The sequence below is a fragment of the Sinorhizobium sojae CCBAU 05684 genome (genome assembly GCF_002288525.1).
In the GTDB taxonomy this organism is placed as follows: domain Bacteria; phylum Pseudomonadota; class Alphaproteobacteria; order Rhizobiales; family Rhizobiaceae; genus Sinorhizobium; species Sinorhizobium sojae.
Window position 1 is genome coordinate 2243395 of sequence record NZ_CP023067.1, and the last position, 21667, is coordinate 2265061.

General features: G+C 64.1%; 14 protein-coding genes and 1 pseudogene. 11 read left to right on the forward strand and 4 right to left on the reverse strand.

What is annotated here, in order from left to right:
• Positions 1–49: 49 nt before the first annotated feature.
• From SJ05684_RS11035 to SJ05684_RS11070, 8 genes are all read left to right on the forward strand, one after another.
• On the forward strand, positions 50–1210 hold the full coding sequence (locus SJ05684_RS11035) for an acyl-CoA dehydrogenase family protein (RefSeq protein WP_034851320.1): 1161 nt from the start codon (positions 50–52) through the stop codon (positions 1208–1210).
• A gap of 4 nt (positions 1211–1214) precedes the next feature.
• Entirely contained in the window at positions 1215–3299 is a 2085-nt protein-coding gene (locus SJ05684_RS11040) for an acetate--CoA ligase family protein (protein ID WP_034851385.1), read from the forward strand.
• A 5-nt stretch (positions 3300–3304) separates the two neighbouring features.
• Entirely contained in the window at positions 3305–4087 is a 783-nt protein-coding gene (locus SJ05684_RS11045) for a carnitinyl-CoA dehydratase (protein WP_034851321.1), read from the forward strand.
• A gap of 376 nt (positions 4088–4463) precedes the next feature.
• Entirely contained in the window at positions 4464–6053 is a 1590-nt protein-coding gene (locus SJ05684_RS11050; RefSeq protein ID WP_034851324.1) for an ABC transporter substrate-binding protein, read from the forward strand.
• Entirely contained in the window at positions 6038–7165 is a 1128-nt protein-coding gene (locus SJ05684_RS11055) for an ABC transporter permease (RefSeq protein WP_034851326.1), read from the forward strand. Before SJ05684_RS11050 ends, SJ05684_RS11055 begins: the two co-directional genes overlap by 16 nt.
• Positions 7162–7989: an ABC transporter permease gene (locus tag SJ05684_RS11060; RefSeq protein WP_034851329.1), complete on the forward strand. Its 828-nt coding sequence runs from the start codon at positions 7162–7164 to the stop codon at positions 7987–7989. Before SJ05684_RS11055 ends, SJ05684_RS11060 begins: the two co-directional genes overlap by 4 nt.
• The gene (locus tag SJ05684_RS11065; protein WP_034851330.1) at positions 7982–9613 is read left to right on the forward strand and encodes an ABC transporter ATP-binding protein; all 1632 of its coding nucleotides are present in this window, start codon (positions 7982–7984) and stop codon (positions 9611–9613) included. The genes SJ05684_RS11060 and SJ05684_RS11065 overlap by 8 nt, the downstream gene beginning before the upstream one ends.
• Positions 9614–9707: 94 nt before the next feature.
• Positions 9708–11702, forward strand: a complete 1995-nt coding sequence (locus SJ05684_RS11070) for a CocE/NonD family hydrolase (protein WP_034851333.1) — start codon at positions 9708–9710, stop codon at positions 11700–11702.
• A gap of 158 nt (positions 11703–11860) precedes the next feature.
• On the opposite strand, the gene SJ05684_RS11075 is transcribed toward SJ05684_RS11070, so the two are convergent.
• Positions 11861–12784 (reverse strand): alpha/beta hydrolase, encoded by a 924-nt coding sequence (locus tag SJ05684_RS11075; RefSeq protein WP_034851386.1) that lies wholly within the window; start codon positions 12782–12784, stop codon positions 11861–11863.
• 84 nt (positions 12785–12868) lie between these two features.
• Between SJ05684_RS11075 and SJ05684_RS30390 the strand changes: the two are divergent.
• Together SJ05684_RS30390 and SJ05684_RS11085 are read left to right on the forward strand one after the other, a co-directional pair.
• Positions 12869–13179 (forward strand): annotated as a pseudogene (locus SJ05684_RS30390) (ABC transporter substrate-binding protein); the annotation flags it as partial.
• A gap of 72 nt (positions 13180–13251) precedes the next feature.
• Positions 13252–13773, forward strand: a complete 522-nt coding sequence (locus SJ05684_RS11085) for a hypothetical protein (protein WP_034851335.1) — start codon at positions 13252–13254, stop codon at positions 13771–13773.
• Between the two features lie 163 nt (positions 13774–13936).
• On the opposite strand, the gene SJ05684_RS11090 is transcribed toward SJ05684_RS11085, so the two are convergent.
• The 3 genes from SJ05684_RS11090 to SJ05684_RS11100 form a co-directional block, all read right to left on the reverse strand.
• Positions 13937–15481 (reverse strand): trimethylamine methyltransferase family protein, encoded by a 1545-nt coding sequence (locus SJ05684_RS11090; protein ID WP_034851336.1) that lies wholly within the window; start codon positions 15479–15481, stop codon positions 13937–13939.
• A 231-nt stretch (positions 15482–15712) separates the two neighbouring features.
• Positions 15713–18160: a GcvT family protein gene (locus SJ05684_RS11095; protein ID WP_034851339.1), complete on the reverse strand. Its 2448-nt coding sequence runs from the start codon at positions 18158–18160 to the stop codon at positions 15713–15715.
• On the reverse strand, positions 18157–20604 hold the full coding sequence (locus tag SJ05684_RS11100) for a GcvT family protein (protein ID WP_034851342.1): 2448 nt from the start codon (positions 20602–20604) through the stop codon (positions 18157–18159). The genes SJ05684_RS11095 and SJ05684_RS11100 overlap by 4 nt, the downstream gene beginning before the upstream one ends.
• Before the next feature lie 126 nt (positions 20605–20730).
• Between SJ05684_RS11100 and SJ05684_RS11105 the strand changes: the two genes are divergently transcribed.
• Complete coding sequence (locus SJ05684_RS11105; RefSeq protein ID WP_034851345.1) at positions 20731–21585, forward strand: LysR family transcriptional regulator; 855 nt, start codon at positions 20731–20733, stop codon at positions 21583–21585.
• Positions 21586–21667: the final 82 nt, after the last annotated feature.

A 21667-nucleotide genomic window follows, 5' to 3' on the forward strand; every position in this document is an offset into this window, starting at 1 on the left:
AACGGGAGATCGGTCATGGCAGGCGGGCCAAAATTGACGAGGGAGAACGATGAATTTCGCACTGTCCGAAGAACAAGAGATGATCGTCGACACGGTCCGCAGCTTCGTCGAGACGGAGATCTATCCGCATGAGAACGAGGTCGAGCGCACCGGTATCGTGCCACGCGAGCTCGGTCTCGAGATCGCCCGCAAGTGCAAGGACATAGGTTTCTTCGCCTGCAACTTCCCCGAAGAAGTTGGCGGTGCCGGGCTCGATCACCTGACCTTCACGCTGGTCGAGCGTGAGCTCGGCCGTGGTTCCATGGGACTCACCGTTTTTTTCGGCCGCCCATCCGGCATCCTGATGGCCTGCAATGACGAACAGCGCGAGCGCTATCTGCTCCCCGCCGTCCGCGGCGACAAGTTCGACGCGCTTGCGATGACCGAGCCGGACGCGGGTTCCGATGTGCGCGGCATGAAATGCTTCGCCCGGCAGGACGGCGACGACTGGATCGTCAACGGCACGAAGCACTTCATCAGCCATGCCGACATTGCCGATTTCGTCATTGTCTTCATCGCCACCGGCGAAGAAGAGACGCCGCGCGGTCCGAAGAAGAAGATCACCTGCTTCCTCGTCGATCGCGGCACGCCGGGCTTCGAAATCCGCGAAGGTTACAATTCTGTCTCGCATCGCGGCTACAAGAACTGCATCCTGACCTTCGACGATTGCCGCCTGCCCTCTTCCCATATCCTGGGCGAGGTCCACAGGGGCTTCGACCTCGCCAATGACTGGCTCTATGCGACGCGGCTGACCGTTGCCGCGACCTCCGTCGGCCGCGCCCGCCGCGCTTTCGATTACGCGCTCACCTATGCGGCCGAGCGCAAGCAGTTCGGCAAGCCGATCGGCGCCAACCAGGGCGTCTCCTTCAAACTCGCCGACATGATCACCGAAATCGACGCCGCCGATCTGCTGACGCTTTCGGCCGCCTGGAGGCTCGACCAGGGCCTGCCGTCGAACCGGGAGATCGCTTCGGCAAAGGTCTTCGCCACCGAAATGCTCGCCCGCGTCACCGACGAGGCGATCCAGATCTATGGCGGCATGGGCCTGATGGATGACCTGCCGCTCGCCCGCTTCTGGCGGGACGCCCGCGTCGAACGCATTTGGGACGGCACCTCGGAGATCCAGCGGCACATCATCAGCCGTGATCTTCTTCGGCCTCTGGGGGCTTGAGGGAATGGCGGTTGTTCTTGGCACAGAAAGAGCCCCTCCCCGGTCCCTCGACCGCCTCATCCGCCCGCGCTCCATCGCCGTCTTCGGCGGCAAGGAGGCCCACCGGGTCATCGAGCAATGCGATCGGACGGGTTTTTCCGGCCAAATCTGGCCGGTTCATCCGCGCGAAGAGGAAATCCTCGGCCGCCGCTGCTACCGCTCGGTCGCCAAACTGCCGGAGGCACCGGACGCCGCCTTCGTCGGGGTTAACCGAGCGCTGACGATCGACATCATCCGAGAACTCTCAGCACGCGGCGCCGGCGGAGCCATCTGCTATGCCTCCGGCTTCCGGGAGGCAGCAAGCGAACTTTTCGACGGCACGGACCTTCAAGAGGCATTGGTCGCGGCTGCCGGCGACATGCCGATCGTCGGGCCCAATTGCTACGGCTTCATCAACATGCTGGATGGCGCCCTGCTCTGGCCGGATCAGCATGGCATGCAGCGGGTCGCGCGCGGCGTGGCCGTTCTCACGCAATCCTCCAACATAGCCTGCAACATCTCGATGCAGAAGCGGGGGCTGCCGCTCGCCTATGTCATGACTGCCGGCAACCAGGCGCAGACCGGGCTTTCCGACCTCGCCTGTGCCGTCGTAGAGGATCCGCGCGTCACCGCCGTCGGCCTCCACGTCGAGGGTTTCGACAGTATCGAAGCGCTGGAGCGTCTGGCGGAGCGTGCCCGGGAACTGCATAAGCCGGTCGTGACGCTCAAGGTCGGCAAGTCGGAAGCCGCGAAGCTTGCGACAATCTCCCACACCGCCTCGCTCGCCGGCAACGATCGCGTCTCTTCGGCGCTTCTCGCCCGCCTCGGCATCGGCCGCGTCGACACGCTTCCGGAGCTTCTCGAAACGCTGAAGCTCCTGCATCTACACGGCCCGCTCGGGAGCGCCGATATTTCCTCGATGAGCTGTTCGGGCGGCGAGGCGTCGCTCATGGCGGATGCCGGCGTCAAACGGCGGGTCAATTTCCGTCCCCTGCGGGAGGATCAGCGCCAGCCGCTCAAGGAAAGCCTCGGCGAAATGGTGGCGATCGCCAATCCGCTCGACTACCACACCTTCGTCTGGGGCAATCGCGAAAAGCAGACGACCGCCTTTATCGCCATGATGCGGGGCGGCTATGCGCTCAACCTGATCGTGCTCGACTTTCCGCGCCTCGACCGCTGCGACGCCGCCGACTGGGTGACGACCTGCGAAGCTGTGATCGACGCGGCCAAGACGACCGGCGCCGCCGCGGGAATCGTCGCCAGCCTCGGTGAAAACATGCCGGAGGAAACGGCACTCTCGCTGATGGGAGCAGGCGTCGTGCCCTTCTTCGGCATTGATGAGGCGCTCGCCGCCGCCGAGGTCGCCGCCGCCATCGGCGCGGCCTGGGCGAGACCAGCCGCCCCGCCGCTTATGGCGGCGGCGGTCCCGGATGGCGAAGCCGTTACCCTGACGGAAGCTGAGGCCAAGGCGGAACTCGCGCGAGCCGGCATCGCCGTTCCGCCGGGCAGGACCGCCAAGTCGCCGACGCAAGCGGCGGACGCCGCCGAGGTGCTGGGTTTCCCCGTGGTGCTCAAGGGGCTGGGCATCGCGCACAAGACCGAAGCCGGCGCAGTCAGGCTCGATCTCACGAGTCGCGATCAGGTCCTAGCCGCGGCCGAGGCGATGGCCTTGGTCGCGCCCGGCTTTCTGGTGGAGAAGATGGTCGCCAAGCCCGTCGCGGAAGTGATCGTCGGCGCCATGCGGGATGCGGTCGCCGGACCCGTTCTGACCATCGGCGCCGGCGGAATTTTGGTGGAACTGTTGGACGACACGGCGATCCTGACGCTTCCGACGACGGAAGAGGCAATCCGCGAAGCCATTCACGGCCTGAAGATCAGCAGGCTGATGGGCGGCTATCGCGGCGCGCCGAAGGCAGATGTCGCATCTCTCGTAAGAGTTGTCGCTGCCGTGGCATCCTATGTCGTTGCAAACGCTGCGAAACTCGACGAACTGGAAATTAATCCTATAATGGTGTTGCCGGACGGCTACGGAGCCGTAGCCGCCGACGCCCTGATCCGCCGGAGGAAATAACGCCCATGATCGGACCGATCCGCACCCGTCGCGAAGACGGTATTCTCGAAGTCACGATCGACCGGCCGAAGGCGAACGCCATCGACTTGGAGACGAGCCGGATCATGGGCGAAGTCTTCCGGGATTTCCGCGACGATCCGGAACTCCGCGTCGCCATCGTCACCGGTGCGAGCGAAAAATTCTTCTGCGCCGGCTGGGATCTCAAGGCCGCGGCAGCGGGCGATGCCGTCGACGGCGACTATGGGATCGGCGGTTTCGGCGGGATGCAGGAACTACGCGATCTCAACAAGCCGATCATCGCCGCCGTCAACGGCATCTGTTGCGGCGGCGGTCTTGAAATCGCGCTGTCCACGGACATCATCCTTGCCGCGGAGCATGCAAGCTTCGCGCTGCCGGAGATCCGCTCGGGCACGGTCGCCGATGCCGCCTCGATCAAGCTTCCGAAGCGCATCCCCTACCACATCGCCATGGATATGCTGTTGACCGGCCGCTGGCTCGAAGCCGGCGAGGCCCATCGCTGGGGCCTCGTCAACGAGATCCTGCCGGCCGGGCGGCTGATGGAGCGCGCCTGGGAACTCGCGCGCCTGCTCGAGAGCGGACCGCCGCTCGTCTATGCCGCGATCAAGGAGGTCGTGCGCGAAGCCGAAGGCCGCGACTTCCAGACGACGATGAACAAGGTCACCCGCCGCCAATTCCGGACGGTCGACGTGCTCTATTCGAGTGAAGACCAGCTGGAAGGAGCGCGCGCCTTTGCCGAGAAGCGCGACCCGGTATGGAAGGGGCGTTAAGACGAAGGGGCGCTGAAACGAGGCTGCCGGCCGCCTAGAACACTTCCGATAGACGTTGTTTATGGGAGGGATCGATAAAATAGGCCGTTACAAGCCGGATCCAAGCGGCTAGCTTATGGATGGAAAGTTGTAGCGGCTGGCACATCAGGAACGGGAGGACAGCAGAGAAACCACTCAAACGGGTCGAAGCCGCAGGAGTCAAAGCTTTGGTGACACGCGGCAGCCTCTACAGCACCACGCGTCGTTCAGCGCGCAAAGGTCGCTGTAACTCTTTGGATCTGCGCATCGAGCTTTCCAAAATCGAGTCCGATTTCGGGGCGATGCCCTAGCAACCACAACGAAACGGCGAATGCCGGCTAAAGAAGGGAACAGGGGAATGAGCGATTACAAGGATTATCTGACACGACAGGTCATGCTGGGCAAAATGAACCGGCGCGAATTTCTCGGACGCGCGGCCGCGCTCGGCATTGCAGCGTCGACGGCGAACACGCTTTTCGCGACAAGCGCGGCAGCGCAGGAGCCGAAGCGCGGCGGCCACCTGAAACTCGGCCTCGAGGGTGCAGCCGCAACCGACTCGAAAGACCCGGCCAAGGCGCTCTCGCAGTTCATGTTCGTCGTCGGCCGCAACTGGGGCGACACGCTCGTCGAGAGTCATCCGACGACGGGTGCGCCGGTGCCGGCGCTCGCCGAATCCTGGGAGCCCTCCGCCGATGCCTCGACCTGGACGTTTGCGATCCGCAAGGGCGTGAAGTTCCACGACGGCAAGGAACTGACGATCGACGACGTCATCAAGACGCTGCAACGCCACACCGATGAGAAGTCCGAGTCGGGCGCGCTTGGTGTGATGAAGTCGATCAAGGAGATCAAGGCGGACGGCGACAAGCTCGTATTGACGCTGACCGAAGGCAATGCGGACCTGCCGCTGCTTCTTTCCGACTACCACCTGATCATCCAGCCGAATGGCGGCCTCGACAATCCGGACGCGATGATCGGCACCGGCCCTTATACGGTCACGAGCTTCGAAGCGGGCGTGCGCGCCACCTTCGAGAAGTATGCCGACGATTGGCGAACGGACCGCGGCTATGTCGATTCGGTCGAACTCATCGCCATGAACGACGCGACGGCGCGTATCGCCGCGCTTTCGTCCGGACAGGTACACTTTATCAACCGTGTCGACCCGAAGACGGTCTCTCTGTTGAAGCGGGCACCGACCGTCGAGATTCTCAACACGGCGGGCCGCGGCCATTACGTCTTCATCATGCACTGCAACACCGCGCCGTTCGACAACAACGACCTCCGGATGGCGCTGAAATTGGCTATGGACCGCGAAACCATGGTCCAGCGCATCCTTGGCGGTTATGGCAAGATCGGCAACGATTTCCCGATCAACGAGACCTATGCCCTCTTTCCGGAAGGGATCGAGCAGCGAACCTACGATCCGGACAAGGCGGCGTTCCATTACAAGAAATCGGGCCACAGCGGACCGGTCCTGCTGCGTACCTCCGACGTCGCCTTCCCGGGCGCGGTCGATGCGGCGGTTCTCTATCAGGCGAGCGCCAAGAAAGCCGGCATCGACATCGAGGTCAAGCGCGAGCCGGGCGACGGCTATTGGTCGAATGTCTGGAACACACAGCCCTTCTGCACCTCCTACTGGGGCGGCCGGCCGACCCAGGACCAGATGTATTCGACCGCCTATCTGTCGACGGCTGACTGGAACGATACGCGCTTCCAGCGCCCGGACTTCGACAAGCTTCTGCTCGAGGCCCGCTCCGAACTGGACGAGGCCAAGCGTAAGGAGATGTATCGCACCATGGCGATGATGGTGCGCGACGAAGGCGGCCTGATCCTGCCGATGTTCAACGACTTCGTGAACGCAGCGGGCAAGCAGGTGAAGGGTTATGTCCACGACATCGGCAACGACATGTCGAACGGCTATGTCGCCACCCGGGTATGGCTGGACAGCTGATGATGGAAAGCGGACCGATCGCTGGTCCGGTTCCGACGGATGGGGCCGCGCGCAACGTGGACGCGCGGTCCGCCGACATTTCCGGAATGCCAGCAAAATCCACCCCCGCCGTCTCGGCCGAGATCGGCGGCACGTTCTGGCGGCGTTTTGTCTTTCGTCGTCCTCTCCTGGCGCTGATCCTCAAGCGCCTCGGACTGAGCGTCGGACTGCTCTTCGCCGTGTCGCTGATGATTTTCGGCGGCGTCGAGGCGTTGCCCGGCGATTTCGCGACCACCTATCTGGGGCAATCGGCAACGCCCCAGGCGGTCGAGAACATCCGCCAGGATCTCGGCCTCGACCGGCCGTGGAGCGAACGCTATTTGAGCTGGCTCGGCGGCGCCGTCACCGGTGATTTCGGCACCTCCTGGGCAAGCAAGCAATCGGTGAGCGAACAGATCGGCAATCGGCTCGGCAATTCGCTCTTCCTCGCCTTCTTCGCCGCGCTCGTTTCGGTGCCGCTTGCGGTCGGCCTCGGCATGCTGGCCGTACAGTTCCGAAACCGCATGCCGGACAAGATCATCAATGTGATCTCGCTTGCGGCGATCTCCCTGCCTGAATTCTTCATCGGCTATCTCCTGATCATGTTCTTCGCCGTCGAATGGGGGGTCGCCACTTTCCCGGCAACCGTCTATGACAGCATGGACTTTGGCGAGCGGCTGTCGGCGATTGCGCTTCCGGTCGCGACGCTCGTGCTCGTCGTACTCGCGCACATGATGCGCATGACAAGGGCGGCAATCCTCAACGTCATGTCCTCGGCCTATATCGAGACGGCGGAGTTGAAAGGGCTCAGCACCTTCCGCGTCATCGCCCGTCATGCCGCGCCCAATGCGGTGGCGCCTGTGATCAACGTCATCGCGCTCAACCTCGCCTATCTGGTCGTCGGCGTCGTCGTCGTGGAGGTCGTCTTCGTCTATCCCGGCATGGGCCAATACATGGTCGATGCGGTGACGGTGCGCGACATGCCGGTCGTGCAGGCCTGCGGCCTGATCTTTGCGGCCTTCTACATCTTCCTGAACATGGCGGCCGACATCCTCGCCATCCTCGCCAACCCGAGACTGAGGCACCCGCGATGAATGCCAAATCCATCCCAATCAGCGCATGGATCGGCATCGTCGGCATCGGCATAGCCGTCCTCTGCGCGATCTTCGCTCCGGTCCTTGCTCCCTACGGCGAGCGGGAGATCGTCGGCGACATCTGGATGCCGGCCGGCGGCGAATTCCTGCTCGGAACCGACAACCTCGGGCGCGACCTGCTCTCGCGCCTGATTTATGGCGCCCGCACCACCATCCTCGTGGCGCTGGCGGCAACCGTGCTCTCTTTCGCGCTCGGCATGATCCTGAGCTTTGCCGCAGCCGTCATAGGCGGCTTCGTCGATCAGCTCTTCTCGCGCTTCAACGACCTGATGATGGCGATCCCGACATTGATCTTCGCCCTTGTCGTGCTTGCCGTGCTGCCACAGCAGCTGTGGATCCTGATCCTTGTCATGGCCGTGCTCGATTCCACCCGCGTATTCCGCATCGGCCGTGCCGTCGCGCTCGACGTAGCGGTGATGGAATTCGTCGAGGCGGCAAGGCTGCGCGGGGAAGGCTCGCTCTGGATCATTTTCCGGGAGATCCTGCCGAACACGCTCTCGCCGCTCCTGGCCGAATTCGGTCTGCGCTTCGCCTTTTCGATCCTGTTTCTCTCCACCCTCTCGTTCCTCGGCCTCGGCATCCAGCCGCCGGCCGCCGATTGGGGCGGCATGGTCAAGGACAACAAGGACGGCATCATCTTCGGCATCTCGGCCGCGCTCGTACCCGGTGCCGCGATCGCCACGCTTGCCATCTGCGTCAACCTAGTCGTCGACTGGCTGATGAAGCGCACCTCGAGCCTGAAAGGAGGCCGCGGCGATGCCTGATCTGCTTTCCGTCAAGAACCTCAAGATCGAGGCGACGAGCTATCCGCCGGGCGAACCGCCAAAGGTGGTCACATTGGTCGAAAACGTCTCCTTCGATCTCGAGAAGGGCAAGGTTCTGGGCCTGATCGGCGAATCCGGTGCCGGCAAGTCGACGATCGGCCTTTCGGCGCTCGCCTATGGCCGCGGCGGCGTTAGGATCACCGGCGGCGAAGTGCTGCTCGACGGCAAGGACATCCTGAAGCTCAACAAGAACGGCATCCGTGCGATCCGCGGCGCCCGGGTCTGCTATGTCGCCCAATCCGCTGCTGCCGCCTTCAATCCGGCCCACAAGCTCGGCGACCAGGTTGTCGAGGCCTCGCTCCGCCATGGCATCATGACGCGGGAGGAAGCGCGGCAGCGTGCGCTTTACCTTTTCCGGGTGCTCGGCCTTCCCAATCCGGAAAGCTTCGGCGAGCGCTATCCGCATCAGGTTTCCGGCGGGCAGTTGCAGCGCGCCATGACCGCCATGGCGCTCTGCCCCAATCCGGAGTTGATCGTCTTCGACGAACCGACGACAGCGCTCGACGTAACGACGCAGATCGACGTACTCGCGGCGATCAAGCACGCCATCGAGGAAACGCACACGGCAGCGCTCTACATCACCCACGACCTCGCCGTCGTGGCGCAAGTCTCCGACGACATCATGGTGCTGCGCCACGGCAAGACCGTCGAGTACGGGACGACGAAGCAGGTGATCGAAGCGCCAAAGCAAGACTATACGCGGGCGCTGGTCAGCGTCCGCCAAACGAAGCGAGAAGAAGCTGAAGACCAATCCGACACACTTCTCAAGATCGAGCATGTCCACGCCGCTTATGGCAACGGCTTCAAGGTGCTGCATGACGTCTCGATGCATCTGCCGAAGGGCCAGACGCTGGCGATCGTCGGCGAATCCGGTTCCGGCAAATCGACCCTCGCGCGCGTCATCACGGGGCTTCTGCCGCCGACCGAGGGGCGGATCACCTTCGAGGGCAAGGAATTGCCGAAGGCCTTGAACGGGCGTACGCGCGATGAGCTGCGCCGCATTCAGATGATCTACCAGATGGCGGACACGGCGATGAACCCGCGTCAGACTGTACGCGACATCATCGGAAGGCCGCTCTCCTTCTATTTCGGCATGTCCGGCGCCCGGAAGTCCGAGCGCGTGAAGGAACTGCTGGACCAGATCGAAATGGGCTCGCGCTTTCTCGACCGCTATCCGGCCGAACTGTCCGGTGGCCAAAAACAGCGCGTCGCCATCGCCCGGGCTCTTGCCGCGAACCCCGACCTGATCCTCTGTGACGAGCCGACCTCGGCGCTCGACCCGCTTGTGGCCGAAGGCATCCTGAATCTGCTGCTGAAGCTTCAGGAGAAAACCGCTGTTTCCTATGTCTTTATCACCCACGACATCGCCATCGTCCGAGCTATTGCCGACAGCGTGGCCGTGATGCATCGCGGCCGGCTGGTTCGCTTCGGGCCGAAATCGAAGGTGCTGTCGCCCCCCTTCGACGACTATACCGACCTTCTGCTGAAGTCGGTTCCGGAGATGGAGATCGGTTGGCTTGAAAGGGTGCTCTCGACTCGGCGCATGGAAAGCGCGGGGAATTGATGGCGGGCGGATCGGAGGCGCGCTCCCTTTCCGCCTGCGCCCGTCCTTCCGCTATCTAAGATAGTGTGCGCGGAGGAGCATCTCGGGGAGAAACATGACCGATCGCAACTTCACCGTCATCGAAAACGAATGGATTACGCTCAAGGATGGGACTCGGCTTGCCGCGCGCATCTGGATGCCGGAGGGCACCGAGCAGAACCCGGTGCCGGCGGTGCTCGAGTTTCTGCCCTATCGCAAGCGCGACGGCACATGCGCCCGTGATGAATCGACCTATCCCGGCTTCGCCGCCGCCGGCATCGCCGGCGTCCGCGTCGACATCCGCGGATCGGGCGAATCCGAAGGCGTGATCGACGGCGAATACACGCCGCGCGAGTTGTCCGACGGCTCAGAGATCATCGAATGGATCGCGGCGCAGCCCTGGTCGAACGGCAAGGTCGGCATGATGGGCATTTCCTGGGGCGGCTTCAACTCGCTGCAGGTGGCCGCCCTCAAGCCGCCAGCCCTGAAGGCGGTGATCTCCATCGCCTCGACCGTCGACCGCTACAATGACGATATCCACTACAAGAACGGCTGCCACCTCTCCGCACAGCTCTCCTGGGCTGCAACCATGCTCGCTTACCAGTCGCGCTCGCCCGATCCAGAGCTCGTCGGCGAACGCTGGAAGGAAATGTGGCTGGAGCGCTTGGAGAACGAACCCTTTTTTCTCGAGGAGTGGCTCCAACACCAGCGCCGCGACGACTTCTGGCGCCACGGCTCCATATGCGAAGACTTCGACGGCTTCCCGATTCCGGCCCTCGTCATCGCCGGCTGGTCCGACGGCTACCGCAACACGCCGATCAAGGCGATCGAGGGTCTGGGCGACAGGGCCAAGGCGCTGATCGGTCCCTGGGTTCACAAATATCCGCATTTCGCCTGGCCGAAGCCGCGGGCGGACTTCCTGAGCGAGGCAATCCGCTGGTGGAACCGCTGGCTGCGAGACCAATTGAATGATGCCGAGCAGCTGCCGCAGATGCGCGCCTATATCCTCGACGGGCCGAGGCCGGCGCTTCGCCGCAATGAGGATCCCGGCCGCTGGATCGCCAAGGATGTCTGGACGGCACCCGAGATGCGCTCCTTCGGCATAGCCCACGACGGCGGCCTCGCCAGCGGCCATTCGAGAGAAGGCATTGGCGACGTCTACCTCCGCTCGCCGCTCGATACCGGCACGGCCGCCGGCGAATATTTCACCCTGAAGCCTGACGCGGAGATGGCGGGCGACCAGCGTATCGACGACGCCGGCTCCCTCACCTTCGAGACGCCTCCTTTGCTCAAGGCCGAGGACTATCTCGGGCAACCGGTCCTCAGCCTCGACGTCGCCTGCAATGTTGCGACCGCCAACCTGATCGCGCGCCTCGTCGACGTCCACCCCGACGGCACGGCGGCCCGCGTCTCCTTCGGCGTGTTGAACCTCGCCCATCGCAACGGCAACGCAATGCCGGTGCCGATGGAAAAGAACCACAAGACGCCAATTACCCTCGTGCTCGACGCCTGCGGCTATCGATTCCGCGCCGGCCACCGGATCCGGCTGTCGCTATCGACCTCCTACTGGCCGATGGTCCTGCCGAGCCCGAGCGATCCCGGCCTGACGATCGACACGGAGAGCCTGTCGCTTTCGCTGCCGCTCCTCGGCGACCATCGCGAAATCGTCGTGCCGCAGCCCGCCAATCCCGACCCGCTGCCGCAGTATATCGCGCACTCGCAGCCGCAGACCCGGCGGACGGTCGAGCGCGACATGACGCGGGGCGTGACCCATTACACGATCTATGAGGACACCGGCCTCGTCGAGCACCCCGATACCGGCAATGCGACGCAGGACATACGCTGCGAGATCTGGTCGATCGCTCCCGGCGATCCGCATTCGATGACGGGCGTCTCCACCTGGACCTGCGTCGCCCGCCGCAATGGCCACTCCTTGAAGACGATCTCGAAGTCGCGACTTTCCTGCACCGAGAGCGAATGGATCACCTCGGGCAAGGTCGAAGCCTTCGAAGAGGAGACAAAGTTCTTCGAAAAGATCTTCGAGAAGCGCATCCGGCGGGACCTGATGTGAACGGCGCCTCTTTGCGGGCGGTCGCCGACTGTGGCGGGATGACGCGGTCGTCTCCCTGCACCCTCATGCCTGTGCTCGTCACAGGCATCCAGTCACGGCGCGTCCGCGCCGTGACTCAGCCTCATGCATGCCGCGCAAGATCGATCTCCCCGCCGAACTCACGCCGACCCGACCAGCCGCGCGAGGCCGTGAACGAGATGGGCGAACCCTTCCCGCGCTCCCGGGCTCATATGCCGTGCCCGTAGCCATGCGTGGATCATCTGCGGCTCCTCGCGGAAGGTGACGTCGACGCCCGCCTCAATGAGCCGTGCCGCATATTGACGCGCATCGTCGCGCAAGGGGTCGAAATGCGCCGCGGAGATATAGGCAGGCGGCAGGCCCGCGAAATCGCCCGCCTTCAGGGGATGGGCGAAGAGCTCGTCCGGCGGCGCCTGGAGTATGCCGCGGTAATAGGCGACATCCGCCGTCGAAAGTCCCGGGGCTTCGGCCATCTCCACAAAGGAGCCGCTGGCGAGATCGCCGCCGAGGAGAGGATAGATCAACACTTGGCCGACAATGCCGGAAAGCCCTACCGCTTTCGCCTTGAGCGCGACGCCTGCCGCAAGATTGCCGCCGGCACTGTCGCCGGCGACGACAAGCGGCCGCCCCTCGGCGAGAAGGGCTTCGAGCACGGCGTAGCAATCCTCCAAGGCGGCCGGCCAGATATGCTCCGGCGCCAGCCGGTATTCGATCGCGACGAACTCCGCGCCGGTGCCATGCGCGAGCTCGGCGCAGATCGCATCGTGACTGTCGAGCGAACCGACGACGAAGCCGCCGCCATGAATATAGAAGACCTGCGTCTCGGTCGCGATTTGAGCCGGCCGATAGCGCCTCACGCGGATGCGCCCCGCCAGGAGTTCGTCCTGTCGCGTAAGCCCCGCGGGCGACGATGCGTCGAAGGCGGCGCAGAGCGCGTCGTACCATTGCCGCTGTTGCGCCACCGAGGCGTTCACGGCATCGGCGGGATAGAACGCTTCGCAACGTCCATGGAAGGCAACTATGCCGGCTTCTGTCGGCATAGGCTTTGGCAGTTTTGAATCCATCCGGCGCTCCCTCTCGAGCCAGCTTATCATCGGGGCCAGTTCCCGCACGACAAAATGCGGCAATGCCCGCCGCAGCCGATCGCAGGCGGAAAATACAGCGGCTTCTCCGTCGACCCGGGCGTCGGGGCCGAAGAGGCGGAGCGGACGCTCCGCGGCGGTCGACACCCTGGTAATGGCGAGCATCGCGGCGGTGCGCAGCGGACGCGTGCACGGCCTCTGGAACTTCTTCAACGCGATCCCGCTCAACATCGTCGCCGCAGAAGCCTTTGCCGTCTGGTTCCGCCCGGACATCTTCCCGACGTCGACCCGGCCGACACGCTTGCCGAAATCAACCGCCGCTTGCCGCCGTTCCCTTCGAGGCGAGCTACTGCGTCAGCCTGAAGCCGGCGGAATGACCCGCGGTTGCGGCCATCCGGTAATTGCCAGTTACGCGCCGCCCTGTATAAGAGTCTATCGGGAGGCTCTTCATGCTGTGGCTGATTGCGTTAGCGTCCGGTGTAGCCATCATATATTTCGCGGTCCGCTATGGCCGCTTTCGCAATTGGGTGGAGCCGGTCCTGTCGGTTGCCGTTGCCCTGGGGCTTGCCGCCGCCTTCCTGATATGGCTGAGCGAGGGTACGCCCGAGCGGGCTCCGGCTCCTCAACCGAGGACAAGCGCAGCCGGGATCACCGCGGACGACATTGCGCTCGAAGGCCTGAGTTTCGACGCCAGCGAGTCCGCGCGCAGCTACCGTGTCCGCGGCACCATCGAGAACGCTTCCGAGTTCACCCTGGAATATTTCCGGCTGACCGTGACGCTGGAAGACTGCCCCGATGACACATGCCGTCGCATCGGCGACGACACGGCGCTGATCCTCGTTCGCGTCCCGGGCGGCCAGAGCCGCCCCTTCGAGACCTTCCTTACCTTCCCGTTCAGGGCCGATGAAGCGCCGGTTGCGCCGAAATGGAGCTATCAGGTGAGCCAGGTCCGGGGCGCGGCAGCGCGGTGATCGATTGGAAGATCAGTCTCGTCCGCGTTTTGCCCATCCGCCTGCCGGCACCTCTCCCCGCGAGCGGCGCGAAGGGACAAGCGGCGCGCTCCCCCTCTCCCCGCCTGCGGGTGCCTGCGGGGAGAGGGCTAGGCCGTGGGGCAAATCACTATTGCGGCTCCCCTCAGCAGTAAATCCTGAACCTCTCCCGGATTGCTCGGTCGACCTCCGGCACGATCAACGAGGGGGCGGCATCCGCGAGGATGCGGTTCTTCCGCTCGATCGCCCGCTTGACGAGATCCGGCCGGCCGATCTCGGCCCATTCCTTCGGGCTCGTGCGGTCGGCAACGGTCGGGTAGATATATTCCGTCTGCATGAGCCCGAGCGTCTGCGGATGGCCGAGATAGTGGCCGGGGCCGTCGAGGCACACGGAGCGCATCGTCTCGATCGACACGGAATCCTCCGACACGTCGATGCCGCGGATGCATCGTTGTACCTGGCCGAGCAAATCGTCGCCGAGTACCAGCGATTCCAGGCAGAAGCCGAGCAGCGAGGCGTGCATGCCGACAGCCTCATAGACCATATTCAGACCGGAAAGCCCGGCCATCAGGTTGGAGATCGCCTGCTCCCAGCCGGCCTGCATGTCGGGCAGCTTCGCATCGGCGATACCCGCCGCGGCCCCGCCCGGCAGGCGGTAGAACTGGTGCATCTGCGCGCAGCCCGCCGTCAGCAGCGCCTGCTCGCCGGAGCCCCCGGACATGGCGCCGCTCCTCAAGTCGGAGACGAAGGGCCACGTCCCGAAGATGGCGGGATGCCCGGGTGAAAGCGCGTTGACATAGACGACCCCCGCCAGGCATTCCGCAACCGCCTGCACGACCGCGGTCGCAAGCGGTGCGGGTGCGGTCGCACCCGCCTGACCGGCGGACAACAGGAGAACGGGCATGCCGCCGCGGATGCACTTCTCCATGGTGATGCAGCTTTCTTCCGCAAACTTCATCGGCGGCACGACGAAGCAGTTGGAATTGGAGACGAAGGGCCGTGCACGCCATTTCTCCTCGCCGCCTGCGATCATATGGATCAGATCGAAGCATCCCTCGACATGCGACGGGTCGGAGAAGCTGGTGCCGACATGCTTGGTGGTGCCGGCGCAGCAGGCGTAAAGCGTGTTGATGTCCATCAGGAAATTGTCTGGAACATCCCGGCAGACCATCGCCCGCTGGAAGAAATGGACATTGTCCAGGTGGTGGACGAGCTGGGCGGCGTTCAGGAGATCCTTCGCCGTGGATTCGCGATAGTCCCGCTTTTCGACATCCACAACATGCACGGCCGCGCCCGCCGTGCCGTAATAGACGCGCGTGCCGGTGAGTTCGAGGTCCTGCCTCGGGTCCCGGGCATGAAGCGTGATGTCGCGCGCGGCGATCGCTAGCATGTCCTCGACCAGTGCCCGCGGAAAACGGATGCGTCCGTCATCGCCCAGGATCGCACCGGCGCCGGTCATGATCTCGATCCCGGATTTCGGCGCATTGGCAAGGCCGATCTCTTCCAGTGCCTTGAGCGCCGCCTCATGGATGCGTTTGACGCCCGCCTCCGTCAACGGCTTGTATTGGCCGCCCGAAAGACCGGGGCGAACCGGACGGATGTTCTCGGCCAAGGGGGCCGAGCGCAACGCGACACGCGCCGCCCGTCCGCCGGACCGTCTCGAAACCGCAACTGTGCATTCCTCAGCCATCATTCATCTCCCATGGCGCCGTCGTCTTGCCCCTCGCCCTGCCCCTCTCCCCGCAGGCGGGGAGAGGGGAGGTCTTGCGGATCGCGCGTCATCTTCCAAAGTGAGCGCCGGCTCGCGGCCGCAGCCGGGAGGGCACAAGCCGCGCCGCGAGTCCCCTTCTCCCCGTCAGAACGGGGAGAAGGTGCCGGCAGGCGGATGAGGGGCAGTCACCCCCCACCCATCGTCTCACGCTTACGCCCGCACCCGCTCCGCCCGTGGGTCGTAGATCGGCTTCAGCGACGCCTCGGCTTTGATCCGCGTTCCGGCAATCTCGATTTCGTAGCCCGATGCCAGCATCTCCGCCTCGCTCTCGCCCCTGCAGGGCACGTAACCGAGCCCGATCGCACCGCCGAGGTGGTGGCCGTAATTGCCGGACGTGATGGTGCCGACGATCTCGCCGTCGCGGATAATCGCCTCATTGTGGAAGAGCAGCGGCTCTGGATCGGCAAGCCGGAACTGCACGAGCCGGCGCGACAGGCCTTCCGCTCGCCTGGCAAGCACCGCATCGCGGCCGATGAAGTCGCCCTTGTCCGGCCTCACGGCGAAACCGAGCCCGGCCTCGAGCACGTGGTCCTCATCGGTGATGTCATGGCCAAAATGGCGGAACGCCTTCTCGATGCGGCAACTGTCGAGCGTATGAAGGCCGCAGAGTTTCAGACCGACATCCCGCCCGGCCTCCTCCAGCGTCTCGAAGACATGCGCCGCCTGGTCGGTCGAGACATAGAGCTCCCAGCCGAGCTCGCCGACATAGGTGACGCGGTGGGCGCGGGCGAGCCCCATTCCGATCTCGACCTCGCGCGCCGTGCCGAAGGGATGGGCGTCATTGGAGAAATCGTTGGGGCTGACCTTCCGCATCAGTTCGCGCGATCTCGGCCCCATGACGCAGAGCACGCTTTCGGCGGCCGTCACATCCGTGATCACCACGAACGCGTCGCCGAGATGCTTGCGCAGCCAGGCGAGGTCACGTTGCAGCGTGGCACCCGGAACGACGAGCAGGAAAGCGGTTTCCGCAAGCCGCGTGACCGTCAGGTCGCTCTCGATTCCGCCGCGGGCGTTCAGCATCTGGGTGTAGACGATACGGCCCGGCTCGACGTCGATCCGATTGGCGCAAACACGCTCGAGGAGGGAGAGCGCATCACGACCTTCGACGCGGATCTTGCCGAAAGAGGTCATGTCGAAAAGGCCGACGCCGTTTCGCACGGCCAGATGCTCCTCCCGCTGGTTCTCGAACCAGTTCTGCCGCCTCCAGGAATAGCGGTAGGCGCGCTCCTGCCCGTCTTTCGCAAACCAGTTGGCGCGCTCCCATCCGGCCACCTCGCCGAAAACGGCGCCGCGCGCCTTCAGATGCTCGTGCAGTGGCGAGCGGCGGACGCCCCGGGCCGTCGCCATCTGGCGATAGGGAAAATGATCGGCATAGAGCAGGCCGAGGGTCTCGGAGACGCGCTCCCTGAGATAGGCGCGGTTCTTCTGGAACGGCTGCGCGCGGCGGATATCGACCTCCCACAGATCGAAGGGCGGCTCGCCGTCGTTCATCCATTGCGCCAGCGCCATGCCGGCGCCGCCGGACGAAACGATGCCGATGGAATTATAGCCGGCGGCAATCCAGTAGCCCTTAAGTTCGGGTGCCTCGCCAAGATAGTATCGATCGTCCGGCGTGAAGCTTTCCGGCCCGTTGAAGAAAGTATGGATGCCGGCCGTTTCCAGCATCGGCATGCGGTTCACCGCCATTTCGAGGATGGGAGCGAAATGATCGAAGTCCTCCGGCAGCTGATCGAAGCAGAAGTCCTCGCGGATGCCTTCCATGCCCCAGGGCTTCGCCTTCAGCTCGAAGGCGCCGACGAGCATCTTGCCGGCGTCTTCCTTGTAATAAGTGCACTCGTCCGGCACGCGCAGCACCGGCAGCCGGCCCAAGCCCGGGATCGCCTCGGTGACGATATAGAAGTGCTCGCAGGCATGCAGCGGCAGCGTGACGCCGGACTGGCGGGCAAGTTCGCTCCCCCACATGCCGGCGCAATTGACGACGTCTTCCGTCTCGATCGTGATGCGCTCGCCGTTCTGCTCGCAGGTGACGCCGGTGACCCGGCCGTCCCTCTTCAGGACCGACGTGACCTTGACCCCCTCGATGATCGTGGCTCCGTTCTGCCGCGCGCCCCTGGCGAGTGCCATGGCGATATTGGCGGGGTCGCACTGGCCGTCGAGCGGCAGATGCACCGCCGCCTTCACGTCGGCGACATTGAGATGCGGATAGAGTTCCTTCACCTCGCCCTGGCTGATCTCGCGCACATCCACGTCGAAGGCGCGGGCGAGCGAAGCCTGCCGGTAGATCTCCTCCTTGCGCTCCTCCGTCAGCGCCACGGTGATCGAGCCGTTCTGGCGCATGCCCGTGGCAATACCGGCTTCCGCCTCGAGCTTCACATAGAGGTCGGCCGAATATTTCGCGAGCCGCGTCATGTTCTGCGAGGCGCGCAGCTGCCCGATCAGTCCGGCCGCGTGCCAGGTGGTGCCTGAGGTCAAGTGCTTGCGTTCGAGCAGCACGACGTCGCTCCAGCCGAGCTTCGCCAGATGATAGGCGACCGAGCAGCCGGAAACGCCGCCGCCGATGATCACCACGCGTGCCTTCGTCGGGATCGCCTTCGTCATGCCTTCAGTCTTTCGTTCGAGGGATCCCAGAGCGGCTGGTCCGGCTGGACGGTGGCCTTGCAGCGGTCGCCGAAAATCTCGACCTCGACCTCCTGTCCAGGAACGGCGAGATCGGCGCGCAGCATGCCAAGCGCGATCGACTTGCCGACGCGGTAGCCCCAGTTTCCGGAGGTCGTCTCGCCGACGACCTCGCCGCCGGACCAGATCGTCGACATGTAGGGCGCGTCGCACTTGCCGACCTCGACCGTCAGCGTCACGAAGCGTTTCGCGGCGCCCTGCTGCTTTTCCCGCTCCAGCGCCGCCCTGCCCTTGAAGTCCGGCTTCGACCAGTCGACGAAGCGCTCGAGCCCACCCTGAAGGATCGTGTAATCGGTCGAGAGATCGCCCTTCCAGGCGCGATAGCCCTTCTCGATGCGAAGGCTGTCGAGCGCCTCCATGCCGAAGGGCTTGAGCCCGTGCTTCTGCCCGGCCTCCCAGACCGTGTCGAAAATTGCCGCGGTGTCTTCCACCTTGGTGTGGATTTCCCAGCCGAGTTCACCGGCAAAGGAGACCCGCACGAGCTGGCAATAGCGCCCGGCGATCTGCGTGGTCTGATGCGTCAGCCACGGCATCGAGAGATCAGCGCCGGAGACCGCCGCAAGGATTGCGCGAGACTTCGGCCCGGTCAGGATCTGGCAGGCGAATTTCGCCGTCACGTCCTCGATCGTGAAGGCGGCATCGGCGGGGCGGTGCTTCTGCAGCCATTCGAGGTCGTGCCACTCTGCCGTCGCCGCGGTGATCAGGAAGAAAAACTCCTCCTCAATCGCCATCACAGACATTTCCGTGACGATGCGGCCCTTGTCGTCGGCGAAATAGGCAAGACCGATACGTCCCGGTTTCGGAACACGCCCGGTAACGAGGCCGGAGAGCCATTCGCGCGCGCCCTCGCCCTTCAGCCGAAAGCGCGAAAACCCCGGCAGGTCGAGAATGCCGGCCGCATCGCGCACGGCCAGGCACTCCTTCTCGATCCGCTTCGCCCAGGGTCCTTCACGCCCCCAGGTCTGCGTGGCCGCCTCGGACGTGTCGTCGCCGGGCTTCGCATACCACATGGCGCGTTCCCAGCCATTATAGGGCTTGAACTGCGCTCCGAGCGCGGCGATGCGCTGGTGGATCGGCGAGAGCTTCTTGTCGCGCCCGGCCGGCCAGTAATGTTTCGGAAAGTGCATCGCATATTCATGGCCGTAGATTTCCATGCCCTTGGCGATGCAATAGTCCTGGTCCGCATAGTCGGTGTAGCGGCGCGGATCGCAGGACCACATGTCCCATTCCGTCTGGCCTTCCGTCACCCATTCGGCAAGCACCTTGCCGGCCCCGCCCGCCTGGCAGATGCCGAAGGTGAAGACGCAGGCCTCGAAGGCATTCGGAACGCCCGGCATCGGCCCGATCAGCGGATTGCCGTCCGGCGCATAGGGGATCGGTCCGTTGATGATGCGCGAAAGGCCGGCCGTGCCGAGGATCGGCACCCGCTCGACAGCGTCGTTCAGGTACCATTCCAGCCTGTCGAGATCGTCCGGGAAAAGTTGGAAGGAGAAATCCTCCGGCATCGGATCGTCCGGCGTCGTCCAGTGCGCCCGGCAATTCCGCTCGTAGGGGCCGAGATTCATGCCGTACTTCTCCTGCCGGAGATAATAGGAGGAGTCGACGTCCCTGAGCAGCGGCAGCTTGTGACCGGCTTCCTTCGACCAGGCGGCGAGCTCGGGGATCTCGTCGAAGAGAATATATTGATGGCTCATCACCATCATCGGCACGTCGCGGCCGAACATCTTTCCGACCTCGCGGGCATAATAGCCCGCGGCATTGACGACATATTCGCACCGGATTTCGCCTTGAGGCGTCGTCAGTACCCATTCGTCCTTTTCGCGCCGCGCAGCCGTCACGGGGCAGAAGCGGACGACCTTCGCTCCGAGATCGCGCGCGCCCTTGGCAAGCGCCTGGGTCAGTTGCGCCGGATCGATATCGCCGTCATAGGGGTCGTAGAGCGCGCCGGTCAGATCATGCGTTTCGAGGAAGGGGTAGCGACTGCGCATCTCATCCGGAGCCAGGATATCGAGATCCATTCCCTGGTAGCGCCCCATGCCGACGACGCGCTTGAACTCCTGCAGCCGCTCCGTCGAATGGCCGAGGCGGATCGACCCCGTGACGTGGTAGTTCATCGGGTAGTCGACGCGTGCCCCGAGCTCGCGATAAAGCGAAGCGGAATAGCGCTGCATATTCATGATCGACCAGGAGGAGGAGAAGGTCGGTACATTGCCGGCCGCATGCCAGGTCGAGCCGGCGGTGAGCTCGTTCTTCTCCAGGAGAACGCAATCGGTCCAGCCGGCCCTGGCGAGGTGGTAGAGCGAGGAGGCCCCGACGGCTCCCCCACCAATTATCACGACGCGTGCGTGAGACGGCAAATTCGACATGCACTGCTCCCTCTTTTGCCGCGATATTTGACGAGGAGCGACGCGCCATCAAGCGAATGATCGAGGCTTTATTGATCGACAATTTCGATTAGATTGCATCGTGGTGATCGAGAGAGCGTCGCAAAAATGCAAGTTGATCTAATTGAGACATTTCTGGACCTGATGGAAACGCGCAGCTTCAACCGCACGGCCGAACGGTTGAATGTGACGCAGTCCACCGTTTCCCATCGGGTGAAGGCGCTCGAGGCCCAGCTCAGCCGCAAGCTCTTCACCCGCAATAGGGGCGGAACCGTTCCGACGGCCGCGGGCTTGCGCTTTATCGACTATGCGAAAGCACTGCAGAATCAGTGGCATGAGGCAACACGATCTGTGGCGGGCGCGGGCGCCCTGGAACGTTCGATGCGGCTCGCCATCCAGCATGATCTCGCCGAGAGCTTTGCCGGGCCCTGGTTGGCTGCAATCCGGCGCGAGTTCCCGGAGACCGAGATCTACATGGAGGCGGACTATTCGAACCAGATGAACCGCGATCTCGCCGCCGGCGACCTCGATCTCTCGATCCTCTATACGCCGCATTACCTGCCCGACCTTCACTACGAACGGATCGGAGAACTGCATTACAAGATGGTCAGCGCCGAGCGTCGCGACCTCGCCGGCATCCGGGCGGAGGCCTATATCCGGGCGAACTATTCCCCCGCCTTCGAGCGGGTCCATCGCCTGGCGCTGCCGCATCTCTCCGTCGCGCCGGTTGCGGCAGGCCAGGACATGGCAATCACCGCGCTCCTGAAGGCGCTCGGCGGTGCCGCCTATGTCACCGGCGACACGGCCGCACGCCTCGCCGCCGATGGCCTCGCATACATTGTCGCCGAGGCGCCGGCGATCCCGCAGGCCATCTATGCCGCAACCAGCCTACGCACCCGCCACGCGCACCAGCACCGCAAGATCATCGGTGTGATGATGGAGCTTCTGTCGGGCAGGGTGTAAACGCAAGCAGCGACGCGCAAGCCGCGAGTCTCCTTCGCCCCTTTTCGCGGGGAAAAGGTGGCCGGCAGCCGGATGAGGAGCA

Excerpts from the sequence above, each read along its gene's own strand:
- SJ05684_RS11070 (WP_034851333.1), top strand. The coding sequence starts at position 9,708 with ATGACCGATCGCAACTTCACCGTCATCGAAAACGAATGGATTACGCTC.
- SJ05684_RS11100 (WP_034851342.1), bottom strand. The coding sequence starts at position 20,604 with ATGTCGAATTTGCCGTCTCACGCACGCGTCGTGATAATTGGTGGGGGA.
- SJ05684_RS11065 (WP_034851330.1), top strand. The coding sequence starts at position 7,982 with ATGCCTGATCTGCTTTCCGTCAAGAACCTCAAGATCGAGGCGACGAGC.
- SJ05684_RS11105 (WP_034851345.1), top strand. The coding sequence starts at position 20,731 with ATGCAAGTTGATCTAATTGAGACATTTCTGGACCTGATGGAAACGCGC.
- SJ05684_RS11085 (WP_034851335.1), top strand. The coding sequence starts at position 13,252 with ATGCTGTGGCTGATTGCGTTAGCGTCCGGTGTAGCCATCATATATTTC.
- SJ05684_RS11060 (WP_034851329.1), top strand. The coding sequence starts at position 7,162 with ATGAATGCCAAATCCATCCCAATCAGCGCATGGATCGGCATCGTCGGC.
- SJ05684_RS11075 (WP_034851386.1), bottom strand. The coding sequence starts at position 12,784 with ATGGATTCAAAACTGCCAAAGCCTATGCCGACAGAAGCCGGCATAGTT.
- SJ05684_RS11050 (WP_034851324.1), top strand. The coding sequence starts at position 4,464 with ATGAGCGATTACAAGGATTATCTGACACGACAGGTCATGCTGGGCAAA.
- SJ05684_RS11040 (WP_034851385.1), top strand. The coding sequence starts at position 1,215 with ATGGCGGTTGTTCTTGGCACAGAAAGAGCCCCTCCCCGGTCCCTCGAC.
- SJ05684_RS11090 (WP_034851336.1), bottom strand. The coding sequence starts at position 15,481 with ATGGCTGAGGAATGCACAGTTGCGGTTTCGAGACGGTCCGGCGGACGG.
- SJ05684_RS11055 (WP_034851326.1), top strand. The coding sequence starts at position 6,038 with ATGGCTGGACAGCTGATGATGGAAAGCGGACCGATCGCTGGTCCGGTT.
- SJ05684_RS11045 (WP_034851321.1), top strand. The coding sequence starts at position 3,305 with ATGATCGGACCGATCCGCACCCGTCGCGAAGACGGTATTCTCGAAGTC.
- SJ05684_RS11095 (WP_034851339.1), bottom strand. The coding sequence starts at position 18,160 with ATGACGAAGGCGATCCCGACGAAGGCACGCGTGGTGATCATCGGCGGC.
- SJ05684_RS11035 (WP_034851320.1), top strand. The coding sequence starts at position 50 with ATGAATTTCGCACTGTCCGAAGAACAAGAGATGATCGTCGACACGGTC.